This window comes from Agromyces sp. G08B096 (assembly GCF_040267705.1).
GTDB lineage: Bacteria > Actinomycetota > Actinomycetes > Actinomycetales > Microbacteriaceae > Agromyces.
Genome location: NZ_CP158374.1, coordinates 1,953,368 through 1,973,073, shown reverse-complemented (window position 1 = coordinate 1,973,073; position 19,706 = coordinate 1,953,368). Strand labels below are relative to the sequence as shown.

Annotated in this window: 17 protein-coding genes; 12 read left to right on the top strand and 5 right to left on the bottom strand. The window is 71.2% G+C overall.

The window, feature by feature from the left end; genetic code table 11:
* Positions 1 to 29: 29 nt before the first annotated feature.
* The 3 genes from ABIQ69_RS09510 to ABIQ69_RS09500 all read left to right on the top strand — a co-directional run bounded on the left by ABIQ69_RS09510 (position 30) and on the right by ABIQ69_RS09500 (position 1,858).
* Entirely contained in the window at positions 30 to 506 is a 477-nt protein-coding gene (locus tag ABIQ69_RS09510) for an FHA domain-containing protein (protein ID WP_350349998.1), read from the top strand.
* Positions 506 to 1,195, top strand: a complete 690-nt coding sequence (locus ABIQ69_RS09505) for a MerR family transcriptional regulator (RefSeq protein WP_350346883.1) — start codon at positions 506 to 508, stop codon at positions 1,193 to 1,195. Before ABIQ69_RS09510 ends, ABIQ69_RS09505 begins: the two co-directional genes overlap by 1 nt.
* Before the next feature lie 108 nt (positions 1,196 to 1,303).
* Complete coding sequence (locus tag ABIQ69_RS09500; protein WP_350346882.1) at positions 1,304 to 1,858, top strand: MerR family transcriptional regulator; 555 nt, start codon at positions 1,304 to 1,306, stop codon at positions 1,856 to 1,858.
* A gap of 75 nt (positions 1,859 to 1,933) precedes the next feature.
* On the opposite strand, the gene ABIQ69_RS09495 is transcribed toward ABIQ69_RS09500, so the two are convergent.
* Entirely contained in the window at positions 1,934 to 2,782 is an 849-nt protein-coding gene (locus ABIQ69_RS09495) for a ParA family protein (RefSeq protein ID WP_350346881.1), read from the bottom strand.
* 77 nt (positions 2,783 to 2,859) lie between these two features.
* On the opposite strand from ABIQ69_RS09495, the gene ABIQ69_RS09490 reads away from it, so the two are divergent.
* The 3 genes from ABIQ69_RS09490 to def are packed head-to-tail and all read left to right on the top strand — an operon-like array spanning position 2,860 to position 8,191.
* Positions 2,860 to 6,264 carry a pyruvate carboxylase gene (locus tag ABIQ69_RS09490; protein WP_350346880.1) on the top strand — a complete coding sequence of 1,135 codons (3,405 nt, stop codon included), beginning with the start codon at positions 2,860 to 2,862 and terminating at the stop codon, positions 6,262 to 6,264.
* A 38-nt stretch (positions 6,265 to 6,302) separates the two neighbouring features.
* On the top strand, positions 6,303 to 7,688 hold the full coding sequence (locus ABIQ69_RS09485) for a MinD/ParA family protein (RefSeq protein WP_350346879.1): 1,386 nt from the start codon (positions 6,303 to 6,305) through the stop codon (positions 7,686 to 7,688).
* A gap of 11 nt (positions 7,689 to 7,699) precedes the next feature.
* Positions 7,700 to 8,191, top strand: coding sequence for a peptide deformylase (gene def / locus ABIQ69_RS09480; RefSeq protein WP_350346878.1), 492 nt, complete (start codon positions 7,700 to 7,702; stop codon positions 8,189 to 8,191).
* A gap of 112 nt (positions 8,192 to 8,303) precedes the next feature.
* Here def and ABIQ69_RS09475 read toward each other — a convergent pair whose 3' ends face one another.
* The gene (locus ABIQ69_RS09475; protein ID WP_350346877.1) at positions 8,304 to 10,136 is read right to left on the bottom strand and encodes an AMP-dependent synthetase/ligase; all 1,833 of its coding nucleotides are present in this window, start codon (positions 10,134 to 10,136) and stop codon (positions 8,304 to 8,306) included.
* Between the two features lie 163 nt (positions 10,137 to 10,299).
* Between ABIQ69_RS09475 and ABIQ69_RS09470 the strand changes: the two genes are divergently transcribed.
* The 3 genes from ABIQ69_RS09470 to ABIQ69_RS09460 all read left to right on the top strand — a co-directional run bounded on the left by ABIQ69_RS09470 (position 10,300) and on the right by ABIQ69_RS09460 (position 13,450).
* Positions 10,300 to 11,256 carry an ROK family glucokinase gene (locus tag ABIQ69_RS09470; protein WP_350346876.1) on the top strand — a complete coding sequence of 319 codons (957 nt, stop codon included), beginning with the start codon at positions 10,300 to 10,302 and terminating at the stop codon, positions 11,254 to 11,256.
* 49 nt (positions 11,257 to 11,305) lie between these two features.
* Positions 11,306 to 11,995 carry a lysophospholipid acyltransferase family protein gene (locus tag ABIQ69_RS09465; RefSeq protein WP_350346875.1) on the top strand — a complete coding sequence of 230 codons (690 nt, stop codon included), beginning with the start codon at positions 11,306 to 11,308 and terminating at the stop codon, positions 11,993 to 11,995.
* A 126-nt stretch (positions 11,996 to 12,121) separates the two neighbouring features.
* Entirely contained in the window at positions 12,122 to 13,450 is a 1,329-nt protein-coding gene (locus tag ABIQ69_RS09460; RefSeq protein ID WP_350349997.1) for a class II 3-deoxy-7-phosphoheptulonate synthase, read from the top strand.
* 95 nt (positions 13,451 to 13,545) lie between these two features.
* Here the strand turns inward: ABIQ69_RS09460 and pknB are convergent, their stop codons facing one another.
* The gene (pknB, locus tag ABIQ69_RS09455; RefSeq protein ID WP_350346874.1) at positions 13,546 to 15,495 is read right to left on the bottom strand and encodes a Stk1 family PASTA domain-containing Ser/Thr kinase; all 1,950 of its coding nucleotides are present in this window, start codon (positions 15,493 to 15,495) and stop codon (positions 13,546 to 13,548) included.
* A gap of 100 nt (positions 15,496 to 15,595) precedes the next feature.
* A complete protein-coding gene (locus tag ABIQ69_RS09450) occupies positions 15,596 to 16,864 on the bottom strand; it encodes a LysM domain-containing protein (protein WP_350346873.1) in 1,269 nt (422 codons plus the stop codon).
* Positions 16,865 to 17,014: 150 nt separating this feature from the next.
* On the opposite strand from ABIQ69_RS09450, the gene ABIQ69_RS09445 reads away from it, so the two are divergent.
* Positions 17,015 to 17,353 carry an Rv2175c family DNA-binding protein gene (locus ABIQ69_RS09445; RefSeq protein WP_350346872.1) on the top strand — a complete coding sequence of 113 codons (339 nt, stop codon included), beginning with the start codon at positions 17,015 to 17,017 and terminating at the stop codon, positions 17,351 to 17,353.
* Positions 17,354 to 17,368: 15 nt separating this feature from the next.
* Here the strand turns inward: ABIQ69_RS09445 and ABIQ69_RS09440 are convergent, their stop codons facing one another.
* Positions 17,369 to 18,466, bottom strand: a complete 1,098-nt coding sequence (locus ABIQ69_RS09440) for a polyprenyl synthetase family protein (RefSeq protein ID WP_350346871.1) — start codon at positions 18,464 to 18,466, stop codon at positions 17,369 to 17,371.
* A 75-nt stretch (positions 18,467 to 18,541) separates the two neighbouring features.
* Between ABIQ69_RS09440 and ABIQ69_RS09435 the strand changes: the two genes are divergently transcribed.
* On the top strand, positions 18,542 to 18,919 hold the full coding sequence (locus ABIQ69_RS09435; protein ID WP_350346870.1) for a DUF3040 domain-containing protein: 378 nt from the start codon (positions 18,542 to 18,544) through the stop codon (positions 18,917 to 18,919).
* Positions 18,920 to 19,255: 336 nt separating this feature from the next.
* Entirely contained in the window at positions 19,256 to 19,687 is a 432-nt protein-coding gene (gene mraZ, locus ABIQ69_RS09430) for a division/cell wall cluster transcriptional repressor MraZ (RefSeq protein WP_350346869.1), read from the top strand.
* Positions 19,688 to 19,706: the final 19 nt, after the last annotated feature.

The following is a 19,706-nucleotide window of genomic DNA, read 5'->3' as shown; positions in this document are numbered from 1 at the left end:
CGGATGACGACAGCACCCAGGCCGGCGACATGCAGGGGTCGAACACTGAGTTCGGCTCGTCGCGCGGGACGGGGCGTGCCGATGACACGACGATCGGGTTCAGTCGGGAGGCGGCCGCGCAGCTCGCGGCGCTCGACGCCGACGTCTCCGCCGAGGAGCAGGAGGCGATCGCCGCCCTGCCCAGCGGGTCGGCGCTGCTGATCGTTCGACGGGGCCCGAACAGCGGTGCCCGGTTCCTCCTCGATCAGGATGTCACGACGGTCGGGCGTCACCCCGACGCCGACATCTTCCTCGACGACGTCACCGTCTCGCGCAAGCATGCCGAATTCCTCCGGCACCGCACCGCGTTCGAGGTGAAAGACCTCAGCTCGCTGAACGGCACGTACTTCGACGGGGTGCGCATCGAGACCGCCCTGCTGTCCGACGGCGCCGAGGTGCAGATCGGCAAGTACCGGCTCACGTTCTACGCCTCGCGCCGCGACCTCGCGCCGGTGGCGGGCGGCTAGTGGCCCGTTCGGCTGCCTCCCGGGCCGCGAGCGGCTCGACGCCGCTGCTCGGCATCGGGCAGGTGCTGGCACGACTGCAGCCGCAGTTCCCAGAGCTCACGCCCTCCAAACTGCGATTCCTCGAAGAGCAGGGCCTCGTCTCGCCCGCGCGCACCCCCGCCGGCTACCGCAAGTTCGCTCCGGTCGACGTGGAGCGGATCGCGTTCGTGCTGTCCATGCAGCGCGACCACTACCTGCCGCTCAAGGTCATCCGCGCGCACCTCGAGGCGATCGACGCCGGCGAGACGCCGGCCCTTCCCGGAGCCACCACGGCGCCGGGGGCGTCACGGGTGCGCCGGTACCGGCGCGACGAGCTGGCGGGCGAGGCCGGTGCCCCGCCGTCGCTCGTCGACGAGGCCGTGTCGGCGTCGCTCCTGCCCGCCGCCGAGCAGTACGGCGAGGAGGCGCTCGTGGTGCTGCGGTCGCTGGCCGCGCTGCGCGCCGTCGGCATCGAGCCGAGGCATCTCCGCAGCGTCCGCGTGGCGGCCGAACGGGAGGCCTCGCTCGTCGAACGAGCCATCGCACCGTCGCGGCGTGCCGACCCGGCTGACAAGGCCCGCACGCTCGAGCGCGCTCTCGAACTCGGCCGTCACCTCGAGACCGTCCACGCCAGCGTCGTCCGGCAGTCGCTGGCGAAGCTCGGCCGGTGACGCGACACGCCGTGACGATCGGCCGGATGTGTTTGGCCGCGGGTCCCCGGCTCGGTAGCGTGGGACTCGCGCCGCTGGGGTGCCGGTGCGGAGACGAGGGGCGAATCGATGACTGAGTTCGAGCGGAGCGAACAGGCGCGCTACGACCTCGGCCTGCTCTTCACCGACGGGCTCCCCGAGCACGACGAGGGCACCGGCTACCGCGGTGCGGTTGCCGCCCGAGCAGCCGGCATCAGCTACCGCCAGCTCGACTACTGGGCTCGCACCGAACTCGTCGAGCCGACGGTCCGCGGCGCGGCCGGCTCCGGTTCGCAGCGGCTGTACGGGTTCCGCGACATCCTCGTGCTGAAGCTCGTCAAGCGTTTGCTCGACACCGGGATCTCGCTGCAGCAGATCCGCACCGCGGTCACGCAGCTCCGCCAGTCGGGCGTGCAAGACCTGGCTCAGACGACGCTCATGAGCGATGGGGCGAGCGTCTATCTCTGCACCTCCGACGATGAGGTCATCGACCTCGTCAATCGCGGTCAGGGCGTGTTCGGCATCGCCGTGGGCAAGGTCCTCCGCGAAGTGGAGTCGACCCTGGTCGAGCTCGACACTCAGCCCGCCGACCCGATCGACGAGCTCGCCGCCAGGCGCGGCGCTCGCGCGCGCCGCATCTCCTAGCGCGCGGGCCACCACCGTCCCCGGGGGACGGCATCGAATGCGGCATCCGCAGCGATCGGTACCGCGGTCAGCCGGTCAGACCGCGCGCGACTCGATCTCGTACGCCTGCTGGGGGATCGGCCCCGTGGCGTACTCGCCGATCCGCGCGGTGCGCAGGATCCGGTCGAGCAGCTGATCGAAGTGGCCCGACATCTCCTCCGCGCTCTCGCCCGGCCACATGTGCAGCGGCTTCGCCGCGCCCTGCGCCTGCTGCAGCGACGTCCGTTCGGGAAGCTGCGGGGAGAGCACGAGCGGGCCGAACATGTCGCGCAGCTCCTTGATGCGGAACTGGTGCTCGAGCGACTGCACGCGGGCCCGGTTGACGATGATGCCGAGGGGCTGCAGGCGGGGGGAGAGGCCGCGACGGATCTCCTCGATCGCGCGGAGCGCTCGGTCGGCGGCGGCGACCGAGAACAGCCCCGGCTCGGTGACGACGGCGACGCGGTCGCTCGCCGCCCACGCGGTGCGCGTGAGGGCGTTCAGCGACGGGGCGCAGTCGATGAGCACGAGCTCGTAGTCGGCCTCGACGTTGGCGAGCGCCTCTTCGAGCTTCCAGATGTCGCGGATCGACGGGTGCGGCCCGTCGAAGTTGATGGCCGCCGGGCTGCCGATCATGACGTCGATGGTCGCCTGCGGGTTCTGCCTCGCCCAGCCGCTCGGCGCGATCGCCGAGCGCACGATCTTCTCCTTGGGGGAGGCGAGCACGTCGGCCACGTTGAGGTGGCCCGAGACCTGGATGTCCATGCCCGTCGACACGTCGGACTGCGGGTCGAGGTCGACGACGAGGGTGCGGACGCCGCGGGCGAAGGCCGCCGACGCCAGACCGAGGGTCACGGTGGTCTTGCCGACGCCGCCCTTCAGGGAGCTGACGGAGAGAACGTGCACGAACAGATACGTTACCTTTAGTCCTCGGGCGAAACCTAAACGTTCGCTGTGCGGAAACCCGTGTCGGAAAGGCCTGCATGTTCACGAAGATCCTGGTTGCCAACCGCGGCGAGATCGCCATCCGAGCGTTCCGCGCAGCCGTCGAACTGGGGGCCAAGACCGTCGCGGTCTACCCCTACGAGGACCGCAATTCGCTGCACCGCCTGAAGGCGGACGAGGCCTACCAGATCGGCGAGCCGGGTCATCCCGTCCGTGCCTACCTCGACGTCTCGGAGATCATCCGGGTCGCCAACGAGTCGGGCGCCGACGCGATCTACCCGGGCTACGGCTTCCTCTCCGAGAACCCCGAGCTCGCCCAGGCGGCTGCCGACGCCGGCATCGCCTTCATCGGGCCGCCCACTCGCGTGCTCGAGATGGCCGGCAACAAGGTCACGGCCAAGCAGCAGGCCATCGCCGCGGGCGTGCCGGTGCTGAAGTCGACGGAGCCGTCGCTCGACATCGAGGCGCTGCTCGCACAGGCCGACGAGATCGGCTTCCCGATCTTCGCGAAGGCCGTCGCCGGCGGCGGCGGCCGCGGCATGCGCCGGGTCTCCACGAAGGAGGAGCTGCGCCCCGCCCTCGAAGAGGCCATGCGCGAGGCCGACAGCGCCTTCGGCGATCCGACGATGTTCCTCGAGCAGGCGGTGCTGCGGCCCCGCCACATCGAGGTGCAGGTGCTCGCGGATGCCACGGGCGAGACCGTGCACCTCTTCGAGCGCGACTGCTCGGTGCAGCGGCGCCACCAGAAGGTCGTCGAGATCGCGCCGGCGCCGAACCTCTCGGAGGACATCCGCCAGGCGCTGCACCGCGACGCGATCGCGTTCGCGAAGTCGATCGGCTACGTCAACGCCGGCACGGTGGAGTTCCTCGTCGACACCGCCGGCGATCGGGCGGGGCAGCACGTGTTCATCGAGATGAACCCGCGCATCCAGGTCGAGCACACGGTCACCGAGGAGGTCACCGATGTCGACCTCGTCGTGTCGCAGATGCGGATCGCCGCGGGGGAGTCGCTCGCCGAGCTCGGCCTGCTCCAAGACCAGATCCAGCTCCGGGGCGCCGCGCTGCAGTGCCGCATCACCACCGAGGACCCGACCGCGAACTTCCGGCCCGACACCGGGAAGATCACGACCTACCGGTCGCCGGGCGGCGCCGGCATCCGCCTCGACGGCGGCACGGTGAACCCGGGCGCGCAGATCAGCCCCCACTTCGACTCCATGCTCGCGAAGCTCATCTGCCGCGGCCGCGACTATCCCCAGGCCGTGACGCGGGCGAAGCGCGCCCTCGCCGAGTTCCGCATCCGCGGCGTGTCCACGAACATCCCGTTCCTGCAGGCCGTGCTCGACGACCCGGCGTTCATCGCCGGCGACCTCAGCACCTCCTTCATCGACGAGCGCCCGCAGCTCATGCGCGGCCGGGTGTCGAAGGACCGCGGCACGAAGATCCTGAACTGGCTCGCCGACGTCACGGTGAACCAGCCCAACGGGCCGGCGCCGATCGGCGTCCGCCCCGCCGACAAGCTGCCGGCGATCGACCTCACGCAGCCGGCTCCGGCCGGCTCCCGGCAGCGGCTGCTCGAGCTCGGGCCGGCCGGGTTCGCGGCGGCACTCCGCGCGCAGACGCCGCTCGCGGTCACCGAGACGACCTTCCGCGACGCGCACCAGTCGCTGCTCGCCACGCGGGTCCGCACGAAGGACCTCGTCGCCGTCGCGCCGTACGTCGCGCGCCTCACGCCCGAGCTGCTCTCGGTCGAGGCCTGGGGCGGCGCGACGTACGACGTCGCGCTCCGGTTCCTCGGCGAGGACCCCTGGGAGCGGCTCGCGAAGCTCCGCGAGGCGCTGCCGAACGTGACGATCCAGATGCTGCTGCGCGGCCGCAACACGGTGGGCTATACGCCGTACCCCACCGAGGTCACCGACGCCTTCGTCCGGGAGGCCGCGGCCACGGGCGTCGACATCTTCCGCATCTTCGACGCACTGAACGACGTGTCGCAGATGCGTCCGGCGATCGACGCCGTGCTCGGCACGGGGCATGCCGTGGCCGAGGTCGCCCTCTGCTACACCGGCGACCTGCTCGACCCGGCCGAAGACCTCTACACGCTCGACTACTACCTCGGCCTCGCCGAGCAGATCGTCGACGCCGGGGCGCACATCATCGCGATCAAGGACATGGCGGGCCTGCTCCGACCGGCTGCGGCCGAGAAGCTCGTCACCGCGCTCCGCGACCGCTTCGAGCTGCCGGTGCACCTGCACACCCACGACACCGCGGGCGGCCAGCTCGCGACGCTCCTCGCTGCGAGCCGGGCCGGTGTCGACGCCGTCGACGTCGCGGCCGCGCCGATGTCGGGCACCACGAGCCAGCCCTCGGCGTCGGCGCTCGTGGCGGCCCTCGCGCACACCGAGCGCGACACCGGACTCTCGCTGCAGGCCGTCTCCGACCTCGAGCCCTACTGGGAGGCCGTGCGCCGGCTCTACAAGCCGTTCGAGTCGGGCCTGCCCGGTCCCACGGGGCGCGTGTACCACCACGAGATCCCCGGCGGACAGCTCTCCAACCTCCGCCAGCAGGCCATCGCACTCGGCCTCGCCGACGACTTCGAGCTCATCGAGGACATGTACGCCGCGGCGAACGAGATCCTCGGCCGGGTGCCGAAAGTCACCCCGTCGTCGAAGGTCGTCGGCGACCTCGCGCTCCACCTGGCGGCCGTGAAGGCCGACCCGGCGGACTTCGCCGAGCACCCAGAGAAGTACGACGTGCCCGACTCGGTCATCGGCTTCATGGCGGGCGAGCTCGGCGACCTGCCGGGCGGCTGGCCCGAGCCGTTCCGCACGAAGGTGCTCGCCGGCAAGGACGTCCGCGTCGGCGTGACCGAGCTCACGCCCGAGCAGCGCGACGCCCTCGAGGCCGACAGCGCCACTCGACGTGCGACGCTGAACACCCTGCTCTTCCCGGCGCCGACCCGTCAGTTCGAGCAGATCCGCGAGCTCTTCGGCGACCTCTCGGTCGTCGACACCGCCGACTACCTCTACGGGCTCCGCCAGGGCGCCGAGCACGTCGTCGAGATCGACCGCGGCGTCCGGCTCTACGCGGGCCTCGAGGCGATCGGCGAGGCCGACGACAAGGGCATGCGCACGGTCATGACGATCCTCAACGGCCAGCTGCGGCCGGTCTTCGTCCGCGACCGCTCGATCACCGTCGAGACGCGCGCGGCCGAGAAGGCGGATGCCTCGCAGCCCGGTCACGTCGCCGCGCCCTTCTCCGGCGTGGTGACGCTGCAGGTCGAGCCGGGCGCCGAGATCGAGGCCGGCCAGTCGGTCGCCTCGATCGAGGCGATGAAGATGGAGGCGGCGATCACCTCGCCCGTCGCCGGCGTCGTCGAGCGCGTCGCGATCCCGAAGACGCAGCAGGTCGAGGCCGGCGACCTGCTGGTCGTCGTCCGCCCGCGATAGGGTGGAGCCTGCGTTGCACACTGATCGGAGGGGTGTCGGTGGTTGACAAGCACGGAGACGACGGATTCGGTGATCGACCCGGCGCCGCGCGGCGCGGCGCATCGGTCGATCGCGGAGACCTGCCCGAGACCGGCGGGGCGCACGCCGCGGCGAGCCTGCCCGACAGCCTGAACATCCGGGTCGACCTGCCGCCCGCACCGCGACGCGAGACGCCCGCCGAGGAGGCCGCGGTCGCGCTCGACGACGTCTCCGTCGACCCGGGCGCCCCCGTCGCCGGCGCGGCGACGACGCGGTCGATCGACGTACTCGCGAGCGGCGGCGCCTACCGCGGTGCCGGCGCCCGGCGCGATGCCTCCCCGTACAGCGCCCTGCTCGCGCAGGACCGCGCGCAGCGGCGCGAGCGCGCCACCACGAGCGTGCCCGTCTCGGCGGTCGCCGTGGCCGAGGCATCCGCCGCCGACGACGTCCCGGCCGAGCTGCCGGAGCCGAGCGAATCGCTCACCGCAGACCGGCTCATCGACGTCAACCGTACGACCCGGCCCGCTCCGCAGGGCACCTTCAACCGGTTGCTCTACGAGGCCTCGTTCCACCTCGTCAACCTCGGCGACTCGGCGAAGGTCCGTGCGCACAAGGCGATGAACGAGCGCATCGGCAAGCGGTTCGAGGGCGGCGCACGCTTCGTGCCGGTGCTCACCCGCAAGGGCGGCGTCGGCAAGACGACCGTCACGACCTTGCTCGGCATGGCCCTGGCAGACGCCCGCGACGACCGGGTCATCGCCATCGACGCCAATCCCGACCGGGGCACCCTCGCCGAGCGCGTCGACCGGCAGACTCGCGAGACCGTGCGCGACGTCGTGGCGAAGGCCTCATCCATCGGCGGGTACACCGACTTCTCGAGCTTCGTCTCGCGCGACGAGACGCGCCTCGACATCCTGGCGTCCGACACCGACCCGACGCTCTCCGAGGCGTTCGACGACAACGACTACAACGTCGTCGCGGGGCTCGCGGCCCGGTACTACTCGCTCGTGCTCACCGACTGCGGCACGGGCATCGTGCACTCGGTCATGCGCGCCACGCTGCAGCGGGCCGACTCGATCGTGATCGTCTCGGGCGGCAGCGTCGACGAGGCCCGGCTCGCCTCCGAGACGCTCACCTGGCTCGAGGCCAACGGGTACGGAGAGCTCGTCCGCAACGCCGTCGTCGCGATCAACCTCGCGACGCAGGGCACCCATCTCGTCAAGGTCGACGAGATCGAGGCGCACTTCGCCTCGCGGGTGCGCGAAATCGTCCGCATCCCCTACGACCCCCAGCTGGCGGCGGGCTCCGTGGTGCACTGGAAGGCCCTGCGCCAGGTGACCCGCGACGCCGCCCGCGAACTCGCCGCCCTCGTGGTGGAAGGCCTGCCCGTCGAGCGCGGGCACTGATCGGAGCACTCGTGCCGGAACGCCCCATCCGCATCTTCGGAGACCCAGTCTTGAAGACCGTGTCCGCCCCCGTCGGCCAGATCGACGAGGGCGTTCGTTCGCTCGTCGCCGATCTGCTCGACAGCGTCCGCCTGCCCGGCCGTGCCGGCGTCGCGGCGGCGCAGATCGGCGTGAACCTCCGGGTGTTCAGCTACAACGTCGACGGCGAGGTCGGCTACGTCATCAACCCTGAGATCGTCGAGCTCTCGGGCGAGGTCGCGAAGATCGACGAGGGATGCCTCTCGGTGCCCGACATGTGGGCGAAGACACCGCGCTACCCGTTCGCGCGCGTGCGCGGCATCGACCTCGACGGGAACGAGATCGAGGTGTCGGGCACCGGCGTGCTGGCTCAGGCGCTGCAGCACGAGGTCGACCACCTCGACGGCAAGCTCTATCTCGACCGGTTGGAGAAGGACGAGCGGCGCGTCGCGATGCGCCGGATCCGGGAGTCCGACTGGTTCTGAGCGAGCGGCCGGGCCTTCGCTGCGCGACGTGCCCGGCGGTGCCCGGCGAACCGCCTTCGAACGAGCGAGGCCCCGCGGGAATCCCGCGGGGCCTCGTCGGTTCGTTGGGCGCTCAGTGCACGATCGAGTGACCCTCGGTCGCCGGGGCGCCGGAGTACATCTCCTCGACCGTGACGGCGAAGTCCTCGAGGATGACGTTGCGCTTGATGCTGAGCTTCGGCGTGAGGTGCCCGCTCGCCTCGGTCCACTCCAGCGGAAGGATCGTGAACTTGCGGATCGACTCCGCACGCGACACCGTCTCGTTCGCGGCGTCGATGGCGCGTTGCACCTCGGCGAGCACCGCCGGGTGCTTCGCGGCATCCTCGAGGCTCATGCCGGCGTCCTCGCCGGCGTTGTTGAGCCACACGGGGAGCATCTCGGGGTCGAGCGTCACGAGGGCCGCGATGAACGGCTTCTGGTCGCCGACGACGACGACCTGGCCCACCACCGGGTTGGCGCGGATCGGGTCTTCGAGCGCGGCGGGGGCGACGTTCTTGCCACCGGCCGTGACGATGATCTCCTTCTTGCGCCCGGTGATCGTGAGGAATCCGTCGGCGTCGAAGGCGCCGAGGTCGCCGGTCTTGAACCACTCGCCGTCGAACGCGTCGGCCGTGGCCTCGGGGTTCTTCCAGTACTCCTTGAACACGTTGATGCCCTTGACCTGGATCTCGCCGTCGTCGGCGACGCGCACGCCCACACCGGGCAGTGCCGGACCGACGGTGCCGATCTTCGACTTCGTGGCCAGGTTCACCGTGGCCGGCGCCGTGGTCTCGGTGAGGCCGTAGCCCTCGAGGATCGTGATGCCGAGCGCGTGGTAGAAGTGCCCGAGACGCGGCCCGAGGGGCGCCGAGCCCGACACCGCGTAGCGGACGTTGCCGCCCATCGCCGCGCGCAGCTTGGAGAACACGAGGGCGTCGAACAGCTTGAAGCGCAGCTTCAGCCCGAGGGGGACCGAGCCGGACTCGAGGGCCTTGGAGTACTCGACCGCCGTGTGCGCGGCCTTGTGGAAGATCTTCCCCTTGCCGCCGGCCTCGGCCTTCTGCTCCGAGACGTTGTAGACCTTCTCGAAGACGCGCGGCACCGCGAGCAGGAACGTCGGCTTGAAGCTGCCGAGGGCCGGCAGCAGCTGCTTCGTGTCGGGCTGGTGTCCGACGCGGACGCCGGCGTGCACGCACAGCACCGCGATGAAGCGGGCGAACACGTGGGCGAGCGTGATGAACAGCACCGTCGAAGCACCGTTCTTGTCGAGCACGACCTCCTCGAGGGCGACCGCGGCATTGCGGGAGAGCTCGACGAAGTTGGAGTGGGTGAGCACGCAGCCCTTCGGCTTGCCGGTCGAACCCGACGTGTAGATGAGCGTCGCGATGTCGGAGCCGACGGCGAGGTTGCGCCGACGCTCGATCTCCTCGTCGGCGATCTCGGTGCCCGACGCGGCGAGCTTGTCGAGGTCGCCGAGGTCGATCTGCCAGACGTTGCGGATCGCGGGCAGCTCGGGGTGGACCTCGTCGAACCGGGCGAAGTGGTCGGGCGTCTCGACGATGACGGCGATGGCACCGGAGTCGCTCAAGTTCCACCGCACCTGCGCGGGGGAGCTCGTCTCGTACACGGGCACGAGGACCGCGCCCGCGAACCAGGTCGCGAAGTCGATCAGCGTCCACTCGTAGCGGGTCTTGCACATGAGGCCGATCTTGTCGCCGGGCTGGATGCCGGCCGCGACGAGACCCTTCGCGAGGGCGATGACCTGGGCGTGGAACTCGCGGGTGGTCACAGGCGACCAGCCGCCGTCGGCGGTGGGCAGCGAGAACAGCACGGAGTCGGGCGTCGCCTTCAGCCGCTCGACGAGCAGATCGGTCGTGTTGGCGTCAGGGTCGGCCGCGACGACCGGCGGGGTTTCGAATTCGATCACGGTAGCTCCTTCGGCACCGGGGAGGACTGGCGGGGTTCGGGCCCGTGCAGACCTCGGCATGGGGTTGACTACACTCTAGTCGGTGCTCTTCGCGACCTCGCGGCGCGACCGTATCGGTTCGATCACCCCTCACCCATCCCGGTATCCTCGGAAGGCGGCACTCGTGGCGCACGCGATCGGCATCGACATCGGCGGCACGAAGATCGCGGGCGCCGTGGTCGACGACCTCGGACGCATCGTCCGCCAGGAGCGGGTCCCGACGCCGGCCGACACGTCGGCCCTCGAAGACGCGGTCGTCACGATGATCGACGCGCTCCGGGAGGCCGAGGGCGAAGAGATCTCGGCGGTCGGGGTCGCGGCCGCGGGCTTCATCGACGCCGCCCAGTCGACCGTCTACTACGCACCCAACATCGACTGGCGCAACGAGCCCTTCCGCGCGAAACTCGAGGCCCGGACGGGCGGCACCGTCGTCGTCGACAACGACGCGAACGCGGCCGGCTGGGCGGAGTTCCGCTTCGGCGCCGGGCGGATGGTCAGCGACATGGTCATGCTCACGATCGGCACGGGCGTGGGCGGCGCGATCGTCGCCGGCGACCGGCTCTTCCGCGGCGGATTCGGCGCGGGCGCCGAGCTCGGCCACCTGCGGCTCGTCCCGGGCGGGCACGCGTGCGGCTGCGGCCAGTACGGATGCCTCGAGCAGTACGGCTCCGGTCGTGCGCTGCTGCGCATGGCGAACGAGATCGCCGACGCCGGCGGGATCGGCCAGCACCTCGCGCGGGTCCGGGCCGAGCATGGGGCGCTCGACGGCGCGCTCGTCGGTGCGCTCATCGAGCAGCAGGACCCGGGTGCCGTCGCCGCGCTCCGGCAGCTCGGGCGCTGGCTGGGCGAGGCATCCGCGAGCCTTTCGGCCGTGCTCGACCCGCAGCGCTTCGTCTTCGGCGGCGGCGTCTCGGTCGCGGGCGAGCTCCTGCTCGAGCCGATCCGCGAGGCGTACGCCGAGCACCTGCCGGCCCGCGGGTACCACCCCGAGCCCGACTTCGTCATCGCCGAGCTCGTGAACGACGCCGGCGTCGTCGGTGCCGCAGATCTCGCCCGCGTCTGGGTCGCCGAGCACGCCTGAGCCTCCCGCCCGGGAGTAGGCTGGGGCGGTCCAGCGGGAAGGAGGCCGGGTGTTCTACTGGGTGATGAAGCACATCGTCGTCGGCCCGATCCTGCTCGCGATCTTCCGTCCCTGGGTCGTCGGCCTCCAGCACATCCCCAAAGACGGCCCCGTCATCCTGGCATCGAACCACCTGTCGTTCATCGACTCGATCTTCCTGCCGCTCGTCGTCGACCGGCCAGTGGTGTTCCTCGCGAAGAGCGAGTACTTTACCGGCAAGGGACTCAAGGGCTGGGCCACGCGGATGTTCTTCCAGGCCGCCGGGCAGCTGCCCATCGACCGCTCCGGCGGCAAGGCCTCGGAGGCGTCGCTCAACACCGGGCTCCGGGTGCTGGCCGAAGGCAGCATCCTCGGCATCTACCCCGAGGGGACGCGCAGCCCCGACGGCAGGCTCTACCGCGGCCGCACCGGCGTCGCGCGCATGGTGCTGGAGTCCGGTGCCCCGGTGGTCCCGGTCGCGATGATCGGCACCGAGCACGTCATGCCGATCGGCACGCGCCTGCCGAAGGTCCGGCGCATCGGCATCATCATCGGGGAGCCGCTCGACTTCAGCCGGTTCGAGGGGCTCGAGGGCGACCGCTTCGTGTTGCGCAGTGTGACGGACGAGCTCGTGCACGACCTCCTGCGGCTGAGCGACCAGCAGTACGTCGACGTGTACGCCAGCTCCGTGAAGGAGCAGCGGGCCTCGCAGGCGGGGTAGGCTCGAAGACGCGGCGTCCGCAGTGTGCGGCGCCGCATTTTCGCCATCACCGCGCGTCAGCGCCCGAACCCCAGGACGATTCCAGTGACCCAGCTCGTCGAGCCCATCGTGAACGCAGATCCTTCCGTGATCGCGGGCCTCGACTATTGGCGCACGCTGCCGATCAAGCAGCAACCGGCCTGGCCCGACCCCGAGGCCGCGCACGCGGCATCCGCCGAGCTCGCCACCCTGCCTCCGCTGGTCTTCGCCGGCGAGGTCGACATGCTGCGCGACCGGCTCGCGGCCGCCTCCCGCGGCGAGGCGTTCCTGCTCCAGGGCGGCGACTGCGCCGAGACGTTCGCGGGCGCCACCGCCGATCAGATCCGCAACCGGGTGAAGACGGTGCTGCAGATGGCGGTCGTGCTGACCTACGGCGCGTCCATGCCGGTGGTGAAGATGGGGCGGATGGCGGGGCAGTTCGCCAAGCCCCGCTCGAGCGACACCGAGACCCGAGGCGATGTGACGCTGCCCGCCTACCGCGGCGATGTGGTGAACGGCTACGACTTCACGCTCGAGTCGCGCACAGCCGACCCGCGGCGCCTCGTGCAGGGCTACCACACGGCGGCGTCCACGTTGAACCTCATCCGCGCGTTCACGCAGGGCGGGTTCGCCGACCTGCGCCAGGTGCACCAGTGGAACCAGGGCTTCGCCGCCAACCCCGCGAACCAGCGGTACGAGAAGCTGGCGCGCGAGATCGACCGCGCCGTGAAGTTCATGGACGCATGCGGCGCCGACTTCGATGAACTGAAGCGCACCGAGTTCTACACGGGCCACGAGGGCCTGCTCATGGACTACGAGCGGCCGATGACGCGCATCGACTCCCGGACGGGCACGCCGTACAACACGTCGGCCCACTTCCTCTGGATCGGGGAGCGCACGCGCGAGCTCGACGGCGCCCACGTCGACTTCCTGTCGCGGGTCCGCAACCCGATCGGCGTGAAGCTCGGCCCGACGACGACGCCCGAGGTGATGCTCGAGCTCGTCGAGAAGCTCGACCCCAACCGCGAGCCGGGCCGCCTCACCTTCATCACGCGGATGGGCGCTGGCAAGATCCGCGACGCCCTGCCGCCGCTGCTCGAGGCGATCAAGGCGAGCGACGCGAACCCGCTGTGGGTCACCGACCCGATGCACGGCAACGGCATCACGACGCCGACCGGCTACAAGACCCGCCGCTTCGATGACGTGGTCGACGAGGTGAAGGGCTTCTTCGAGGCGCATCGGGCGGCGGGCACGCACCCGGGCGGCATCCACGTGGAGCTCACGGGCGACGACGTCACCGAGTGCCTCGGCGGCTCGGAGCACATCGACGAGGCCACCCTCGCGACCCGGTACGAGTCGCTCTGCGACCCGCGACTGAACCACATGCAGTCGCTCGAGCTCGCGTTCCTCGTGGCCGAGGAGCTCGCCGCGCGCTGAGCCGGCGCCGCTGCACCGAAGACGGGCGCGGGGCATCCCTTCGACGGATGTCCCGCGCCCGTCCCGTGTCGTCGGACGTCGCGCGGGACGCGCGGTCAGAGGGTCAGCGTGCCGACGAGCTTGACCTCGCTGTTGCGGAGCGCCTGGGCGTCGCCGGCCGGGTCCTGCGAGGTGACGGTGACGAACGGCAGGAAGGGCGCGGGGAAGCTGTGCGCGACCGTGAAGCCGGCCGCCTCGAGCGCCGGGATCGCGTCGGACATCTTCATGCCGACCACGTTCGGCACGGCGACGAGATCCTGCCCCTTGGAGATGACGACGTTGATGGTGTCGCCCGGGCGCACGGGGTCGGTGGTGGTCTCAGCACTGAGGACCGAACCGGCCGGCACCTCGCCGGAGTTGTCGAACTCCTCGCCGACCACGGCCAGCACGAGGTCGACCTCGCCGAGCGCGGCCTCCGCGTCGGCCTGCGGCAGCCCGACGACATCGGGAACGGAACCCGCTGAGACGACGAGCGTGATCGGCGAGCCCTCGGGGAACTGCTCGGCCACGGGTGCGCCGTCGGCGTCGACGAGCGCGAGGACCTCACCGGGCTCGGCATCGTCGGAGAACTGCGCCTGCGCGCCGTCGGCCACGGTGAGTCCGGCGCCGGCGAGCGCCGCACGGGCGTCGGCCTCGGGGCTCCCGATGACGTCGGGCACGTCGATGATCTTCGGCCCGAGCGACACGAAGAGTTTCACCACGGACCCGCGCTGGGCCAGGTCGCCGGAGCCGGGATCGGTGCCCGAGACCTGCCCCTTCGGCACGTCGACGTCGTGGCGCTCCTCGGGATCGACTTGGAAGCCGGCCTCCTCGAGCACCTGCTGGGCGGCGTCGGGGGAGAGCCCGGACGTCGCCGGCACGGTCGTCAGTGCGCCCGGTCCGGCGCCGAAGTACCAGCCCGTACCGGCCGCGAGGCCGGTCAGCAGCAGCACGAGGGCGAAGATCCAGTACCCACGGCGCTTCCGGCGCTCGGCGCCCGTCGTCAGCGCCGCCGTGTCCTCACCTGCGTCGGCGTCGGCGGCGGCGGGTTCGGCGAGGGCGGTCGCGGCGACGGTCGGGGCGGCCGCGGCCAGCGCCGACGGGCCGAGCACCCGGGTCTCGGCCGTCGCCGTCGAGGGCTCCGCGAGCACGGCCGTCGCCTGGGTGGCCGCAGGCTGCACGCCGCGGATCTCGGGTTCGATCTCGCGGAGACGGTCGAGCATCGCACGGGCATCGGCCGGGCGTTCCTCGGGGTCGCGCGCGGTCGCCCACAGGACGAGTTCGTCGAGCTCGACCGGGACGGCGGGGTTCTTCGAGCTCGGCGTCGGCACGGTGTCGTTCGCGTGCTGGTAGGCGATCTGCATCGGGGCCTCGCCGACGTACGGCTGCTCACCGGTGAGCATCTCGTACATCATGATGCCGATGGCGTACAGGTCGCTGCGGGCGTCCGCGACGCCCCGCGTCACGAGCTCGGGGGAGAGGTAGGCGATCGTGCCGAGCAGCGCCTGCCCGGTCGCGGTGTTCGCCGACGCCGCGCGAGCCAGCCCGAAATCGCCGAGCTTGATGCGGCCGTCGTCGGCGAGCAGCACGTTCTCGGGCTTCAGGTCGCGGTGCACGATGCCGGCCTTGTGCGCGGCGGCGAGCCCCGCGAGCACGGCGTCCATGATGTCGACCGTCTGCTCGGGCGTGAGCTTCTTGTAGTCCTTCAGCAGGTCGCGCAGCGTGATGCCCGGCAGGTACTCCATGACGAGGTACGCCATGTCGGCGTCCTGCCCCTGGTCGAAGACGTTCACGACGTTCGGGTGGGCGAGGCGGGCGGCGCTGCGCGCCTCCTGCACGAACCGGGTCTTGAACGTGTTGTCGTCGGCGAGGTGGCCGTGCATGATCTTGATCGCCACGCGCCGCTCGAGCCGGAGGTCGGTGGCGAGGTAGACCGTCGCCATGCCGCCCCGGGCGATGCGCGAGCGCACCTGGTACCGGCCGTCGATGAGGCGGCCGATCATGGGGTCGGGCGGCGCGGTGGTCACCGTACGAGTGTACGAACCGCGGCATGCCCGACCCTGGATAGACACCGCGTGCGCCGCGAATCGCAATGTCTTCGTGATGCGCGCGGTCGGCGCGCCCGGGTCATCCCAGTTCGGACAGCCAGGCTCGCGCCTGTTCCTCCCACTTGGCGTAGTGGTCGGGGAAGGCGCTGCGCTGCACCGCCTGCGCGGCCTGGGTCACCGACATCGATTCCCACCCGGGGATGTCGAGCAGCCCGAGGGTCCGGCCCGGGTTCGGATTCGTCGGTCCGCCGTAGAACGCCGTCGCCGCTCGGACGGGGTCGAGCACCTCCTCGGGAGTGCCCCAGCCCTGGCTGGGGCGCTGCTGGAAGACGCCCAGCGAGTCGAGATCGCCGTGGTGGACGTTCTTCAGACCCGACTCCTGTGCGGCGGCCGCCAGCGCGACGACGATGCCCCGGTCGGGCACGCCGAGGGCACGACCCACGTCGACGATGACGCGGGCGTTGGCGCGCATCTCGTCCGTGAGCGGCATCGAGACGGATGCCACGAGCGCGACGGCGACCGGACGCGGGATGCGGACGACCTGCCCCGGCAGGATCACCTCGTCGCCCGTGAGGCCGTTCGCGGCGAGGAGTTCCTGGAGTCCGACGCCGTGGAGGCCGGCGATGCCGATGAGGGTGTCGCCCTCGACCACGGTGTGCGCGTCGGCTGCCGGAGCGGGCGCCGGGTCTGCCGCAGGCGGGACGGCGTCGGCGGGCGGGGCGGCGTCGGGTCCCGGCGCGGGCGCGGGCGCGGCGGCGGGGCCGGAGCCAGGCAGGACGACCGACTGCCCGGGGAAGATCAGGCTGGAACGGCTGAGACCGTTCGCACTCAGGAGGTCGTCGAGGCCGATGCCGTACCGCGCGGCGATGCCGCTCATGGTGTCGCCGGCCGCGACCGTGTGGCGGGCGATCTCCGGCTGCGGGGGTGCCGCGGCGATCGGCGCCGCAGGCGCGGACGCCGCACCTCCGAGCACGAGTCGCTGGCCGGGGAAGATGAGCGTCGACCATCCGAGGCCGTTCAGCGCGAGCACCTCCGCGGTGGGCAGCCCGAACCGCTCGGCGATGCCGCTCACGGTGTCGCCCTCGACGACGACGTACTCCACGGGGGCCGCGGCGGTCGCGGCGGTCGCGGCCGCGGCGACGGACTTCGGACCCGACTGGGTGCGACTCTTCGGATCCGGTTGCCGCTTGGGCGTGCCGGGGGAGGCGTCCGCGGGCTGCGCGAAGCCGAGCGTCACCGCCACCGTGCCCGCGATCGCGACCGGAACGGCGAGCATCCGGCGCAGTCGTCCGCGCCTCACCGCGCGTTCGTGCAGGCCGTCTCGGTCCGCCGTCGTCTCGTCGTGCATCGTCCCCCCTCGGTCGACCCCGGCTCGCGGCCACCGTCGCACACCCGCCAGGTCGAGTCAACGACCTCGCCGCGAGTCATCCGAGCCGGCACAGCCGCCCGGGAGCCCGACGACTTCCTCGTGCCCGGCGCGGCGTGGCAGTCTTGGAGGGTGACCGACGCCGCAGAGACCGACTGGCTGACCGTTCCCGACCTCGTCGAGCGGACGGGGCAGACTCCGAGTCGCATCAGGAAGCTCATCGACGAGCGGCACCTGCTCGCTCGACGCATCGACGGCGTCCTGCGCGTGCCCGCCGTCTTCCTGCGCGACGACCTGCCGCTGCCGGAGCTGCACGGCACGGCCATGGTGCTGGCCGACGCGGGGTTCAGCGACGACGAGGCGCTGGAGTGGCTGATCTCCGAGGAGGACAGCCTCGGCACCACGCCGATCGCGGCGCTTCGCGCGGGCCGCAAGGCCGAGGTGCGCCGGGTCGCGCAGGCGCTTGCCTGATCCGGCGCCCGAGGGTCAGCTCGCGCGTCGCGCCACGGCTTCGGCGAGCGAGACGAGTTCGCTCTTCGCGGTGCGACTGATCGGCGCGACCGCGAGGGCGTCCGTCGCCGTCGCCAGGTGCGTGGCGATGAGTCCTTCGACTTCGTCGACGGCGCCGCATCCGTCGATGGTCCGCTGCAGCATGCGCACCTGGTCGGGACCGAGGTCGGGGTCGCCGAGGAGCTCGTCGAGGATGCTCCGCTGCCCGGAGGACAACCGTTCCCTCGCGATAGCGATGAGCATCGTGCGCTTGCCTTCGCGGAGGTCGTCGCCCGCGGGCTTGCCGGTCACCTCGGGGTCGCCGAAGACCCCGAGCAGGTCGTCGCGCAGCTGGTAGGCGATGCCGAGGGGGAGCCCGAAGTCGCGGAGCGCATGGAGTTGCTGGGCACTGCCCCCGGCGATCGCGGCGCCGATCGCGAGCGGTGCCTCGACCGAGTACTTCGCGGCCTTGAAGACGATGACGCGCTCTGCGCGGTCGCGGTGCTCGGCGTCGGGGCGGGTGAGCCAGGCCCGCTCCTCGAGGATGTCGAGGTACTGGCCCGCCGTGACCTCGGTGCGCATGCGCATGAACTCGGTCCGTGCGGCGCGCGCGGCCCGTCGATCGCCGAGCGACTCGAGCCCTTCGTCGAGCAGTTCGTCGCTCCAGCCGAGGAGGAGGTCGCCGAGGAGGATGGCGGAGGCCCGGCCGTACTCGTCGGCCCGGCCCGACCATCCGGCCTCGGCGTGGACGCGTTCGAACAGGCGGTGGGCGCTCGGCGCACCGCGGCGGGTGTCGGAGTTGTCGATCAGGTCGTCGTGGATGAGCGCCGCGGCGTGGAACAGCTCGAGTGCGGCGGCGGCGGAGACCACGGGATAGAGATCGGCCCCCGGGTCGCCGCCGCGGCCGGTGACCGCCTCCCAGCCCCAATAGCAGAACCGGGCTCGGAAGCGCTTGCCGCCGCTGAGAAATCGCTTCGAGAATGCGTTCAGCGGGGCGAGGTCGGGGCTGATCGAGCGGAGAATCGAAGAGCGGTCGGCGAGGAAGTCCTCGATGCGGTGTTGCACGAGGTCGACGAGCCGGGAACCGTGAGCCACGCGCCTAGCCTAGCGAGGGCGCGCGGCGCTAGAATGTGGGGACGATGCGTCGATCCCGAACCTGAGGGGAATGAGATGCCGCTTTCAGAGCAGGAGCAACGTCTTCTCGACGAGATGGAGCGCAATCTCTATCGCAACGACGCCGATTTCGTCGCTGCGGTGAGTGGCCGTGGCCGGCCGAACTACCGGTCGATCGTGGTCGGCGTGCTCCTGGCCGTCCTCGGCATCGGCGGGCTGATCGCGGGCGTGGCGCTGCAGCTGCTCGTCGTCGGCATCATCGGGTTCGCCGTGATGTTCCTCGGCGTCCTGCTGGCGATCGCGCCGTCGCGGCGTGGTGCCGCGAGCGCACCGGCGGATCCGGCCAGACCGACCGCCTCGGCAGGCGGCCGTTCACGCGGGGGCTTCATGGATCGCCTCAACGAGCGCTGGGACCGCCGCCAGGAGGGCGGCTGATCCCTCCACTTCCCGCCACCCCGGTGGCCTGAACATCGCCTGAGCACGGGCCGGTCGAACGACCGGCCCGTTTTTTCGTGCCCGGATGGCCGATGCCCGCGCCTCGACCCGGCCCGACGCGGGTGGGCGAGGGCCCCTCGCGCTCCCCGACGCGCCGGTTCTGGAGCAAATTCCTCCACCGCCCTCCACTCGGATGATTCCGCGAGTTTCCGCGGATCTCCGGGCCTGCCCTGACGCGCACCGGCGCGAAACGGACCAATTTCGTTGAAGTCGTGGATGAAAGTGGAGTAAAGTGGTGACACCTGGATCCCGGCCGGAGGAAAAGGGGGTGATGCAGTGTTCCTTGGTACGTACGAGCCCAGACTCGACGAGAAGGGCCGCATCATTCTTCCGGCCAAGTTCCGGGAGGAGCTGTCGAACGGCCTCGTCCTCACACGTGGGCAGGAACGCTGCATCTACGTGTTCAGTGCGAGGGAGTTCGAGAGCATGAACGACAAGATCCGCCAAGCCCCAGTGACGAGTAAGCAAGCGCGCGACTACATGCGCGTCTTCCTGTCGGGGGCATCCGCGGAGACCCCCGACAAGCAGCATCGGATCACCATCCCCGCGACGCTTCGTGCGTACGCGGGCCTCGACCGAGACCTCGCGGTCATCGGCGCGGGCAGCCGGGTGGAGATCTGGGATGCCGAGGCATGGCAGACATACCTCGCTGAGCAGGAGGCGGCCTTCGCGGAAACGGCGGAGGAGGTGATTCCCGGGCTCTTCTAGCCCGGGTTGCGACTCCCAG